The following is an 11,137-nucleotide window of genomic DNA, read 5'->3' on the forward strand; positions in this document are numbered from 1 at the left end:
GATCCATCACGCCATCGAGCAGGATATCCTGGACCGCTGGCTCTTCGAGCACCGTATGGTTCTCTTTCATCTGCCGCCTTACAGCCCCGAACTCAACCTGATTGAAATCGTCTGGAAACATGCCAAGTACCACTGGCGACGCTTCGTCACATGGACCAAAGAAACCATCGATACCGAGATCGAAATTCTCCTCTCCGGCTACGGCTCAAAGTTTGAAATCCGTTTCTCGTGAATACTTACATGGGCAGCATGCGCTGCACCTGACTTAGCCAGGAACGAATCGACGATCTCCTGGACCTCGTCCCGGGTCATCCCCCACTTCATGGAGAAGCTATCAATTGCCGATTCCCGAAGTGTCTCCGGATGCCAATCAGGCGCAACCGACCGGAGCCGATCAAGCTCGGCAGCGATTTCTGCGTGGTTCGGGTCGATTTCCCGTGGCGAAGCCCACTCCGGAAGCTCGGCGATCGGCGAGAGATCCCATTCCGTCGGGTCGTCACAGACGTCGTTGGCATCAAACAGCGATGCGGCGAGATCGTTCATATCTGCTGCGGACAGATCCACCCACTTCAGCCCATCGGATGCCTGCGCTGCCACGAGTTTGTCGTTTGCCACGTCGACGACGATGCGACACTGTGTTTCCGCACGGCCGGGACCAAACAGATGACTCCACGTGCCCTGATACAGTCGGGGTTCCAACGCAACGATCCGGAACTGCTCGCCAAACGCTTCGTTGACCCAGTCCACCAGATCGCCGCCATTGACGTCACTGCCATTCACTAATCCGGGCAAGCGTCGCCGAAGCTGCTTGTAGGCAGTTCCGTCTTCGACATGCTTGAGCTCGGCCACGTGTTGGCTCATCCAATCAACCAGATCGGCGCCCGAAACCTCATCGTCATCCAGAAAGCCTGGAAATGCGGCCGCGATGCGTTGGGCGAACTGCAGCTTGGTGAGGTTCTCTGTAGTGTTGCGGTTCATTGTGATCTCCTTGTGCTCCAGTGGAGCGTTGATAAAGGAGAGAGCGCGACGCTCTGCCAGGCCTGTGCCTGGCGCAGCGTGCCGATCTGCGCGTGAAAAAACCCGCCGACTCCGAAGAGACGGCGGGTTGACTGGTGCTTGATGGTTAAACGTCCGTCTGGACCACTGTTTCTGCGAACCAGCAGGGACCGTGGCTCCCACTTGCCGTTACGCCGTGGCTTCTGCGGTTGCATCGGCCTGTGCTTCCGGGGCTTCGGGCGCAGACTGCTCGCTCGTGTCGAGCGTGCCGAGCAGCGCTTCGAGCTTCTCGCGAAGCTCGGGCGAGAGCGCAGAGAAGCCGGGGTCGGCCTTAACGCTGCGGAGAGTCTCCGCCATGACCGGCGCCTGCTTCCTGATCACCTTCGCGAGCTTTGCGCCCGGCAGGCTCTTTTCCGTGATGCGCTTCTTGCCCGAAGCTTCGGCCTGCGCGTTCGCGGTTTGCAGAACCTCGACCGCCTTTTCGCCGTGCTTCTTCATCGCAGCCAGGGCGTTTTCGGCGGACAGCTTGCCGGCCTGAACGAGCTTACGGATCTCGTTCGGCGCACCCATCAGCGTCAGCAGCTGACCGACATAGACTGCCGAGAGGTTCAGGCGCTTTGCGATCTCGGCACGTTCCATGCCATAGCCTTCGAGGCGCTTGCAGACGATGCCCTTCTCGAAGGGCGTGAGGGGCCTGCCTTCATTCGCCCGCACGAGGCCCACCGTCAGATCTTCGAGCGACGTGGATGCCGACTTGAAGACCATCGGCACCGTGGCGATGGTGGCGCCGAGCGCATTCGCCCTCAGAGCGCCGCTGCGTCGGCTGTAACCGTCGACGACGAAGATCTTGTCCTTGCCGCCTTCCGAGATCACGATGCCGGCAAGCGGCTTGTCCTGGTAGAACCCCTCCGTCAGCATCGATTGCGCCAGGTTATCGATGTGCTGGTCGTAGCCTTCGTCGTGGACACGAACGTTGAAGTCCGGAAGCTCGTGGATGAGCTCGAGCGGAACTTGGTAGTTGTCCCGCGACTTTGCCTTGATGTCACTCATCAGCCGCTTCACGCCGCCAAACATCAGGGTTTTTTCGAAAGCGAGTTGGCCCTCCAGCGTGGCGCCAAAAAGTGCGTTTGTTTCCTGCTGAGTGTTCTTCATGCTTATTTCTCCATGATGCCCGTAGGGCGTTTGTAAGAGGAGAGGGCGGGGCCCGGTCAAAGTGGGACCTTGACGGGGCGTAAGAGCGCTTCCGAACACTATGGTCCGATGCGAAAGTCGGAATGCAAGTCGCGCGCAGAGGCGAAAAGGAACCTACGGCCTAGAAAGCTAGGGCGCGGAATTGATGGGTGCGGGGATAGTGCGGACTGGAGAAAACGCGGGCCCAGGCGGGTGCCATGGAGAGAATGACGCGAAAGTCAGCTTGGTGCAGGTGATGCCGATTGGACGGCTGGCCGAAAATTAGCATGGTTCGGGCGCGCATTGCAAGCTGGCGCCAGGCGGGAAGGACATTTTTGCCACGGACGGTGACCGGTAGGCCGGGCGGGAAAAAAGGCAAACCCACCGGGGCTCCCAATGGGGGCGCTCGGTGGGTTTGGGTCACAGATTAATGATCACCTTGCAGCTATTAAGCCGCCGCAAGAAGGGGTAGCTGACGCAGGGTCGCGGAGCTGGCGTCCGTTGCGGATGCCAGTCGAAACTCAACCTGAATGCCATTGGCTTCGTGCACTTCCTGCATCGCTTCGTCGATCCTCTGGCAAGCCTGGTCATGGCCGTCGTAAGACTCGCGATCGATGGCCCTGAACGGATCGTCGTACGAGCGGACGCCACGCTTGGCAACAGCTTTGCGGATCTCCTTGTCCAGCTTTTCCGCCTTCTCGTACTGCTCCCAGAAGGCGCTGGACTCGAGCTTCAAGTTCTCAGCAGGCAGCCAGCCGCGGTGACGTCCAACTACCCGATTGAGACGGTCAATTAGCTTCTTATCGCGCGGAAAGAAGTGAATGGTGCCGATCCCTGGGTAATAACGGATGTCGAAGTAGGACGATTCCACGCGACCTCCGCGCTTCAGTTCATCCCAGCGCGAATTACAGACACTTACCAGGCTGACCTCAGGAGCGGAGTCGCCCGACAACAGGGCGAACCCTTTGTCGAAGTCGGCGAGCAAACCCTGCATTTCCCACGGGGGCGACCGATGCCAGCTGTCCGCCGAGAACCCTGGGATGATGAAGCGTGTGTAGCGAATTCGCCGACCGATGGAGCGGTAGTGCTTGTCGTTACTGCGCCAGCCACGGTAATAGGCGGTGTTGTCGCTATGGTAGCGGGTGATGCGGTCGAACGTGTCGCACAGCATGTCGATCTGGATTTTGCCTTGTTGCTCGCAGATCCCCATCAAGAAGCTGTAGATGTTTGTCACCGTGAACTCAAGCTCCGAAATCAGCTTGAACTCAGCCTCGACCCGCTTCTGGGCGGCACTCGACAGTCGGCTTGTTACATCGGCCGAGCGGACGACAGAAGCCCAGGCGCGACCCTTCAAGTCCCGATAGGCCTCGTCGAGCTCGCCGCGTACGCACTCTACCGTTGGTGCAAACTCCCGATCCGATCGGCCCGCCGATCGCGCACCCATCGAATCGCCGAGCATGCCGGCGTACGCACTGGCCTGAGCCTGAGCGAAGATCGCCGAGCGCGCACTTTCCACCGCAGCGTTGAAGATGAGGACGCGATTTTCGATCTCGTTTGCGGGCAGCGCCAGCTGTTGTGCCTGAGCGTACCCACTGCCGAGATCCTCGCCGCTAACGGCATCGCCCTGCATGCTGCGCAGAAGGTCCATTGTCACAAACGACGCAACATCGGCCTTCTTCACGAGGTGGACAATAGCGACATCCACCGATGTTTTGCGTACTGCATCTTCGACTTCGAATGCGCCTTCAACAAACTCGACATCCCCGAAATCCTCAATGAGCTTGACGAGTCGCTGACGTTCCATCGACATCGGATTGCGGACGGTTTCGGCGTTGATGATCATGACAACTTCCCCATCCCACAACAAATCCCACGCCTTGAGGACGTGTTTCTCGCCATTGTGAAACGGCGGGTTGCCGATGATGGCCGAATAGCAGGCGCCGGATTCCATCGCAAGAAAGTCGTGTCCTACGATTTTCACCCCGAGCTCGCGAAGGTCCGCATGGTGACGAAAATCGATCTCACAGCAGTCAACGTGGGCATAGGTTCTTCCATGCCACTGTGGTTCATCGTACATGGCCTTCAAAAGATGGCCTTTGCCTGCAGAGGGTTCGAGCACGCGGTCCGGATGCTTGTTTTTGAGCTTTTTCCAGACCCGCGTGGCGAGATCGATCGGCGTGGGATAGAACTGAAACATGTCCCGAGCGCCGCTGTGTTGCGTTTCCATAAGTCTCTCCTTAGTGCGCCCTGTGGCGCGTTGATAAACAGGAGAGGCAGTGCCCTGTGAAGGCTGGACCTTGACGGGGCGAGCGAGTGCCTTGCGACGAAGTACTTCGGCCGGGAAGATTGCGCGGAGAAGCGAACGGGAACCCGCGACCTAGGTTACGTTGTGGAATTGACGGCTGCGGGGTAGTGCGGACCGGAGACTCGGATCCGGGCGAGTGCCGTGGTGCAGGTGATGCCGACTTGACGGCTGGCCGAAAAATAGCACGGTTCGGCCGCGCGTGGCAAGTTGACGGGCAAAGTACCTTTTCAGGGCTGCCTGAAAGGGAGAGGGGTGGTACCGCCGCCCGGAGGGGCGGTACCTGTGGATTACGCGTTGAGTTTTCTGACGTGATGGATGTCCACGTGGCCACTCGCAACGAGGTGACGATCACGCTCAATGTGCAGGCGGCTGTCATCCCACTTGATGCTTGCCGTGCTGTCACTCCATAGTACCTTGACGGTGCCGTGGTGAACTTGCGGTGGGCTGGCTTCGACATCCTGAACGGAAACACGATCGCCAACTGCAATGCCGCGAAGTTCTTGGACCGCAACGATTTCAGTTTGCTGATTCATGATGTTCTCCTTTATGCCAAACAGGCGGTGTGTAAGGAGAGAGTTCGGGACTCTGTTGAACCAGCGGTTCAACGAAGTACCGACAGCCATCAAGAAGCTATTCCTGCATGATGCCGCTGGGGCGGCTGCCATGAAGTCTACCGCAGTGCCGCCGGGATGACGTTATCCGCCCCAATATGCCGCCGGTGCGAGCCGACGATATGTCATGCGACGCAGAGACTATCGAGACCTACTTGCGCCAATCCCACGCAAAGCGCAGGTTTCCCGGGTGGCGGATGGGCCGAAGGAATCCGGTTTCCCGTAGACGGATCAACCAGGCGGTCGGGGTCTCGTGCAAGCCGCGGGGCGGGGCGCCTCGCTCACGCAACTGCGCTTCCGCGTACTCACGGCCCTGATCTCCTGTGCGCAGCTTGGACAAGGTCCGCTCGCTGGCGATCTGGCCATCCGGTGTGAGCAGGAGGGTGCGGGGCGAGCCGACGCCGCGGTACTGGCATCCGCTAGCGCGGTATATCACGCCGGTGTGCGATCGCTTCACCAGCTGGCCGGTCGCGTCGCGGCGCTCGATCGGGTCACAGTAGGCAACGACGCCCTGGATCTCGGGCAGGGTTTGGCGCAGGAGGCGGTGGGCCCGAGCTATAAACCACGACTCCGCATTGGAAACGCCGACCTCCGGGGTATCGAGCAGGATGAGCCGGCCAAGCTCGACGCCATGCGCCGGTGCTAGGCCCGGTAGGACAGCAGGGATGACGCTCTGGGTCATGGGAACGGAGTAGACGGCCACGCCGCCGAGATACTCGCGGCCAAAGCGGGGTTTGACCATCAGTCCGACGCGGAAGCGTGCCGCTGGATAGCTATGCGAATAGTGGTTTTCTTCGACAAATGCGCGTGCATCGTTCTCCGCGATCGCCACGACTTCGGCGCAGGACGAATTGAACACCTCGCCCGGCGGGCGGTACCGGACCTTGCGATTGATCCATCGTTGACACTGGGTCGTAGCAGCCTCGAGGGCGAGGGGGAGTTGCGTGGGCATTGTGCGGCAAATTACCTGTGGAGAGCTCCAAGGTACGGTGCGCGATTCGGAACGCAAGCCGGATTTGTCGTTGGCGCGGCAAATAGACTGTGGCGCGATGTAGGCGGGTGCGTCCCACTAGAGTGGGGTCCGCAACGCTAAATCGCCAGCCTCCGCCGCCGATACTGTGAACGGGGTGCATCTGCTATTCTTTGGTGCACAAGTACACCTACCGGGCAGCTATGAACGCAGGTCATAAGGATTAATGCAATGGCGGGTCAGTCAGCAGCAACGGAAGGGCGGGTCGCGGTCTTGGTGGACTGCGACAATACGACGCCGGAGATCCTTGAGCACGCGCTTCGGGTCGTGGCCCAGTTCGGGCGCGTCGTGCTCCGCAGAGGGTACGGGAACCATGCCACGCTAGCTCATAGGTGGCAGGAGGCCTTGGTGAGGTTAGCCTTCACGCCGTGTTTGCAATATCAATATGCGGCAGGCAAGAACACTGCCGATATCGCACTGGCCCTGGATGCGATGGAGGCCATGTTCGACTCCCGCGCGGACACTTTCTGCCTCATCACCAGCGATTCGGATTTCGCCTATCTCTGCCGCAAGCTCCGCGAGCGCGGAGCCATCGTGCATATCGTTGGGGAGGCTAAGACGCCGGATGCGCTGCGCAATGCCAGCGATCAGTTCTTTGAGTGGGTGCCACCAGAGCCTGTCGCGGAGCCGGCAGACCCAGCAAAGCCTAAGGCCGTCGCGGCCGCCGCTCCGAAGCCTGTAGCAAAACGGCGCCCGAAGGCCGTCATCAAGGCGGTGGAATTGCTCGCTGGCGACACGCCTGACGGCTGGGTGGGCTTGGGCGCTCTTGGTCAGTATCTTAAACGGACGGACCCGGGATTCTCGCCGAAGGTGTTCGGCCATGCTGCCCTATCCGACATGATCCGTACGTACCCCGACCTGGTCATGAACCAGCAGAACGGAACGGGTTTCTGGGTCAGCCTCAAGCCCAAGGCAGAAGCTGCGGAGGGGTGATCCCTAGTCCGTTTGACAGGCCGCTGGCAGCGCCAAGCAGCCGCGGCCCTTTGAGAACCGTGGAACAAGCCATGGACGCCTTCACCAGGAACTTGGAAAAGTTCAAAGCCTTGCGCGCCAGGCAGTCAACTGCGCAGAAGCAAAAGAGTTATCAGGAAGTAATCGCGATTGGCTTGGCGATCATCGAATTTTCGGCCAAGGCCCCTGATCTGCAGATTCATACCCCGACTTTCCACAAGCGAGTGGCGAACGCTTTATTGAAGCTGTCGCAACCGCGCGCGGCTCTTGAGCATTTCGTCGCCGCCCGTGATGGTCTTGTTGATATCCGTGCAAAAAGGAAGCTTGTCGAACCCCGACGACTGGTTGGATGAGATTGCCTTGCTGGAACGAGCGATAAAGAAGTTGACCTAACGTGGTCCCCAGGAGCGAGCTCCCATGCCTACCGGCCGCTCACCGGATTGGAGCCCGCTGGCGACGCCCGTTGTGGGTCGGGATTCTCCGCCCTAGGAAGGGAAACCGGTCGGATAGGAAGTGAAACGTCAGAACAACTGCGGCTGCATCCTGTGCAGGTTCTTTCCGTTGACGGCGCTGACGCGCAATTCGCCGTCCTCTGTCAGCCACTGGATCCTAAAGCGTTGGCTCTGGGTCGAGCCGAGAACCCGAACGATGCGATTCTTGTAGCGAGCGAGAGTGCCATCAGCCGGCCCTCGAGGTGGGGTCGAGAGGTTCTTCACGCGCGAGCGCTCCGTCAGCCTGCGTCGGGAAAGAAGACAGGAATGCCGGGCAGCGTGCCTGGCATGAGGCGTCGAACCCCAGCTGGCACCGCCATCACGAGGCCGTTCACGGTCGGAAGAGAGTCCGTGGCTTCAAACGGTGAACCGGTACCGAGCACAATCCACATGGAATGATTCTTGGCGACCAAGGCCACCCAATCAATTTCCGCCTCCTGACCAGCGAGGCCCTCTACCTCCACAGCGCCGACGTCCGGCAGGAAGATCTGGCCGCCCGGGTAGTCAATCTGAACCTCGTCCATGCCGAATAGCGTAGCGAAGCTTTCCGCGCCGTCCAGTCGGACGCTGTTCGACACGGTGTAGTGTTCCCAGAGGGAGGTGAGTTGGCGCGAGTTCATGGGCATGAGAGTAGCTGGTCTTCCGCAGCGTGACTAGACGACTGGAGCGTATCGCCTGAATGTTCAAATGCAAATTGCCTCATAGGAAGCTCGGGTGAGCAGCTGCCCAACTGGGTGGCGGGTTAAGGCGCCATCTGTGGGGCGGGAGTGTCGCCGCTCAATAGGCGTCGCTGGGGAAGCTACGTAAGCAACCTGGGGTCTAATGCGGGCTGCGTGCGCTCAACTGAGCAGAGGCAGCAAGCCCGCTCCCCTTTTGGGCAAGCGGGCTTGTTCTTTCCATTGGGCCAGCTAGCGGCTCACGTTTTCACTCGATGGTCGCGGGCGCACGCACCTGTCCTTCACCGATCGGCTACGCTGAGATCCAATAGAAACCAGTGTCGTCCTGCATCCGTTGGAGCATCGGGACCTCCACCGCCGCCATTAGCGCCGTCCAACCCTTGAAGTAGTATCCCCGGCCGGAGAAGGCCTTGTCGACGTTTCCGAGGAGCCAGACGATTCCCCGAGCATCTTCACGGATATGCCATCCGTCATTCCAGGGGTCCCGCTCCTTCGTAGCAACAGGGCATGACTGGCAGGGCATCTGGCCGTTTGTGCACACGTCATAGGACGTGATGCTCCCATGTCGAGCCATACCACGTAACGTGTCCAGGGCAGCTTGCCTTGTTTTCGGCATCCGGATGCAGCGGTCAGTCGGGCCAAGGACAATGATCGCAAGGCGGTTCCAGCCTTTCCCGTCGGGGCCTCTCGGATCGTGCTTATCGGCCAGGCGGACGCGGTAGTCCACGGGATGGCCAGCGACAAATTTCGCACCGGTGGAGCATGGTGAAGCAGGGGTTTGCGGATTCATGGTTTCTCCTTTCTGCCTGGCGGCTGTGAAAAAGGAGAGAGCGTCGGCTCTGAGGAAAATTGGTCTCTTCAGAGCGTGTCGGAGTTCGTGCAAATGAACTAGGAAGTGCGGCGCCTGGTTAGGGCGCCGCGGGTGATGGTTGCGAGGATCGCGGGTCAGCGCAAAGTCTTGCCAGCTGGCAGGCCAATGCGTTTCGTGCGATCGAAGGTTTCAAGAAGATCGTCCGTGGCGGCGAGCATACGGCGCTCGGCCAAAAGGAACGTTTCGTAGAGGCGTTGGCGCTCGCGGTCGTTCTTCCGCTGTTCCGGTCGCATGAAATCGAATCGAGCCCGGAAATCCGAGTAGATCCAATCCCTGTTGAGCGGAAGTAGGGCGACGTGATCCAGAACGAAGTGACCGACCGGGCCTGGAAGAGCGGAGCCCTTCAGGTTTGCCGAGTCGACACTAAGTACCAGTCCCCGATGCGCGCGCATCAGGTCCTCATCGAGTTTGGACGTCCCATAGGCAACCGCGACGTAATGCTGATCTCCCAATGAAAAAGGGACATCCGCTACGAGGCAGTAGTGGGGTTTCTGGCCAGGCTGATGGGGATCGCTGTCGTAAGGGAAGAGACACTTGAGCACAACCCCTCGCACAATCTGCGAGGCGTCCATGCAGTGTCGTCGTCAGACCGCGGGGCTGGTGCCTGAGTTGCTATCTGCGTCGCCCAGCACATGGGCTAGTTCGCGGCGGTTGCGAGCGCGCGATTCGGCGATCTGCTTACGCCAGGCTGGAAGGACTTCGGCGGGGATGGTCGCGACCATGAAACCCGTTACACCGGACTCGGTGACGGCTTTCAATACTTCATAACCATTCGCTGCGATGAACTTTTCCATGAGGAAATGATACACCCGGTACGCGGGTTCCATTGCCGATTTGACGTTTCGGATTACCTTCGCCACTTGCCGGCGAAGTACTTGCTTTTGCATATGCTCTCCTTGTGCCACAACGGGCGGAAAAAAAAGGAGAGAGCGAGAACGCTCGGGTGGAATGCCTCCACCGGAAAGTATCGCCTACGCAACATTGTAGATGGCGATTGCGTACTGCCGACTCAACGGCCTACCGATTATATGGCAAGTGCTTGGTCATCGGGGAACCCAGTGCGCAGTGCAGCCACCGAGAGACCTTCTCGCCGTCGGGGGTGCCGTGATTGCCCAATTTGCTCGACCAGGTGGCTCGGACGGAGTCGGGTGCTGCGTCGCGGGCGCAAGCGAGCTTCGCCGACATTTCCTTAGATACGACGGGTAGAACTATGTCAACGAACTCTTCGGCCTTGCTGAGGGGTAAAAGATTTCGGTCGGCCGCGACCTCGACCGATAACCCTTGAGGTCCGTTGTTCGCAACTAGGAAAAATCTGGCACGGGCTAGGATCGGTATATCGAGTTCATATGGACTAATGGCGCGATCATCCTCAAAGGGATTTCGACTTCGGACAGGAATACCCCAGCCGATGGCACTCTGACCGACGTCCTTTACTGCGCGTCCTCTGAAAAACACGTTGCAGAAGGCTTCGTCCGAGCCGAGAACTGGTTTCTTAGCCCAGCATTGCAGCTTCTCTACATTTTCTGGAAGGCTCGATACGCGCCGTGCTGTATCGGTCAATTTCTGGTTGAACTCGGTGGCCGGCACGGAGCTTTGCTGCTCGCCGCATGCTGCAAGAAGAGTGGCTAACGCAGTGACCGAAAGGAGCCGAATGGCATGATGGTAGGTCATAGCAATCTTTGCCCGTCTTATACAGTTGTTCAGTCGCGAAGGCGTTGGCATGCACACTTACTCGGTTGCCCGGTGGATGTGGGCGCGCCGTGCCTGCTTGCGGCCAGGCGCGTCCATGGAGCAATCCACCCAAGATAAGGACATCAGCAAGCCTTATAGGCGGCATGTCGATGAGGTTTCTGGCGAGGCGGACGTGGTTTAGCGCGANCCGGTCGCACGCGATGGGTACGTGTTGCGATCAAGGCCAAGGTCTCATTCAGCGCAGCCTTGGCCCAGCGCAGTCCCAGTAGCGCCGCTGGCAGGACAGGTTTGAGAGCGGTGATGGCGTAGGTTCGGATGATCCGATAGTTCGAGTCAATCTCAT

The 11,137-nt window shown here is 59.4% G+C and carries 13 protein-coding genes and 1 pseudogene; 3 read left to right on the forward strand and 11 right to left on the reverse strand.

The window, feature by feature from the left end; translation table 11 throughout:
* The coding region (locus tag A3A5_RS45565) for a transposase (protein WP_035811872.1) at positions 1–232 on the forward strand (232 nt) is incomplete at its 5' end.
* Here A3A5_RS45565 and A3A5_RS0105700 read toward each other — a convergent pair.
* The 5 genes from A3A5_RS0105700 to A3A5_RS37705 all read right to left on the reverse strand — a co-directional run bounded on the left by A3A5_RS0105700 (position 199) and on the right by A3A5_RS37705 (position 6,034).
* Positions 199–978, reverse strand: a complete 780-nt coding sequence (locus A3A5_RS0105700) for a hypothetical protein (RefSeq protein ID WP_018309646.1) — start codon at positions 976–978, stop codon at positions 199–201. The genes A3A5_RS45565 and A3A5_RS0105700 overlap by 34 nt on opposite strands.
* 207 nt (positions 979–1,185) lie before the next feature.
* Positions 1,186–2,148, reverse strand: coding sequence for a hypothetical protein (locus tag A3A5_RS0105705; protein ID WP_018309647.1), 963 nt, complete (start codon positions 2,146–2,148; stop codon positions 1,186–1,188).
* 466 nt (positions 2,149–2,614) lie between these two features.
* Positions 2,615–4,393, reverse strand: coding sequence for a DUF4942 domain-containing protein (locus A3A5_RS0105710; RefSeq protein ID WP_018309648.1), 1,779 nt, complete (start codon positions 4,391–4,393; stop codon positions 2,615–2,617).
* 365 nt (positions 4,394–4,758) lie between these two features.
* Positions 4,759–5,004 (reverse strand): hypothetical protein, encoded by a 246-nt coding sequence (locus A3A5_RS0105715; RefSeq protein ID WP_157637143.1) that lies wholly within the window; start codon positions 5,002–5,004, stop codon positions 4,759–4,761.
* A 229-nt stretch (positions 5,005–5,233) separates the two neighbouring features.
* Complete coding sequence (locus A3A5_RS37705) at positions 5,234–6,034, reverse strand: hypothetical protein (RefSeq protein ID WP_018309650.1); 801 nt, start codon at positions 6,032–6,034, stop codon at positions 5,234–5,236.
* Positions 6,035–6,283: 249 nt separating this feature from the next.
* Here A3A5_RS37705 and A3A5_RS0105725 point away from each other — a divergent pair, with 249 nt between their 5' ends.
* Together A3A5_RS0105725 and A3A5_RS0105730 are read left to right on the forward strand one after the other, a co-directional pair.
* Complete coding sequence (locus tag A3A5_RS0105725) at positions 6,284–7,045, forward strand: NYN domain-containing protein (protein WP_018309651.1); 762 nt, start codon at positions 6,284–6,286, stop codon at positions 7,043–7,045.
* 71 nt (positions 7,046–7,116) lie between these two features.
* Positions 7,117–7,416: a hypothetical protein gene (locus tag A3A5_RS0105730; protein WP_018309652.1), complete on the forward strand. Its 300-nt coding sequence runs from the start codon at positions 7,117–7,119 to the stop codon at positions 7,414–7,416.
* A gap of 377 nt (positions 7,417–7,793) precedes the next feature.
* Here A3A5_RS0105730 and A3A5_RS0105740 read toward each other — a convergent pair whose 3' ends face one another.
* The 6 genes and pseudogenes from A3A5_RS0105740 to A3A5_RS44430 form a co-directional block, all read right to left on the reverse strand.
* Positions 7,794–8,180 (reverse strand): hypothetical protein, encoded by a 387-nt coding sequence (locus A3A5_RS0105740; RefSeq protein WP_018309654.1) that lies wholly within the window; start codon positions 8,178–8,180, stop codon positions 7,794–7,796.
* A 343-nt stretch (positions 8,181–8,523) separates the two neighbouring features.
* The gene (locus tag A3A5_RS0105745) at positions 8,524–9,021 is read right to left on the reverse strand and encodes a hypothetical protein (RefSeq protein ID WP_018309655.1); all 498 of its coding nucleotides are present in this window, start codon (positions 9,019–9,021) and stop codon (positions 8,524–8,526) included.
* A 155-nt stretch (positions 9,022–9,176) separates the two neighbouring features.
* Positions 9,177–9,674 (reverse strand): hypothetical protein, encoded by a 498-nt coding sequence (locus A3A5_RS0105750; RefSeq protein WP_018309656.1) that lies wholly within the window; start codon positions 9,672–9,674, stop codon positions 9,177–9,179.
* A gap of 12 nt (positions 9,675–9,686) precedes the next feature.
* Positions 9,687–9,989 carry a hypothetical protein gene (locus tag A3A5_RS0105755; RefSeq protein ID WP_018309657.1) on the reverse strand — a complete coding sequence of 101 codons (303 nt, stop codon included), beginning with the start codon at positions 9,987–9,989 and terminating at the stop codon, positions 9,687–9,689.
* A gap of 130 nt (positions 9,990–10,119) precedes the next feature.
* Positions 10,120–10,773 (reverse strand): hypothetical protein, encoded by a 654-nt coding sequence (locus tag A3A5_RS40785; RefSeq protein WP_198293106.1) that lies wholly within the window; start codon positions 10,771–10,773, stop codon positions 10,120–10,122.
* Between the two features lie 143 nt (positions 10,774–10,916).
* Positions 10,917–11,137: pseudogene (locus tag A3A5_RS44430) on the reverse strand (transposase); the annotation flags it as partial.

This window comes from Cupriavidus sp. UYPR2.512 (assembly GCF_000379565.1).
Classification (GTDB): domain Bacteria; phylum Pseudomonadota; class Gammaproteobacteria; order Burkholderiales; family Burkholderiaceae; genus Cupriavidus.

Coding starts and splice junctions, on each gene's coding strand:
- A3A5_RS0105700 (WP_018309646.1), bottom strand. CDS start 978: ATGAACCGCAACACTACAGAGAACCTCACCAAGCTGCAGTTCGCCCAA.
- A3A5_RS0105705 (WP_018309647.1), bottom strand. CDS start 2,148: ATGAAGAACACTCAGCAGGAAACAAACGCACTTTTTGGCGCCACGCTG.
- A3A5_RS0105710 (WP_018309648.1), bottom strand. CDS start 4,393: ATGGAAACGCAACACAGCGGCGCTCGGGACATGTTTCAGTTCTATCCC.
- A3A5_RS0105715 (WP_157637143.1), bottom strand. CDS start 5,004: ATGAATCAGCAAACTGAAATCGTTGCGGTCCAAGAACTTCGCGGCATT.
- A3A5_RS37705 (WP_018309650.1), bottom strand. CDS start 6,034: ATGCCCACGCAACTCCCCCTCGCCCTCGAGGCTGCTACGACCCAGTGT.
- A3A5_RS0105725 (WP_018309651.1), top strand. CDS start 6,284: ATGGCGGGTCAGTCAGCAGCAACGGAAGGGCGGGTCGCGGTCTTGGTG.
- A3A5_RS0105730 (WP_018309652.1), top strand. CDS start 7,117: ATGGACGCCTTCACCAGGAACTTGGAAAAGTTCAAAGCCTTGCGCGCC.
- A3A5_RS0105740 (WP_018309654.1), bottom strand. CDS start 8,180: ATGCCCATGAACTCGCGCCAACTCACCTCCCTCTGGGAACACTACACC.
- A3A5_RS0105745 (WP_018309655.1), bottom strand. CDS start 9,021: ATGAATCCGCAAACCCCTGCTTCACCATGCTCCACCGGTGCGAAATTT.
- A3A5_RS0105750 (WP_018309656.1), bottom strand. CDS start 9,674: ATGGACGCCTCGCAGATTGTGCGAGGGGTTGTGCTCAAGTGTCTCTTC.
- A3A5_RS0105755 (WP_018309657.1), bottom strand. CDS start 9,989: ATGCAAAAGCAAGTACTTCGCCGGCAAGTGGCGAAGGTAATCCGAAAC.
- A3A5_RS40785 (WP_198293106.1), bottom strand. CDS start 10,773: ATGACCTACCATCATGCCATTCGGCTCCTTTCGGTCACTGCGTTAGCC.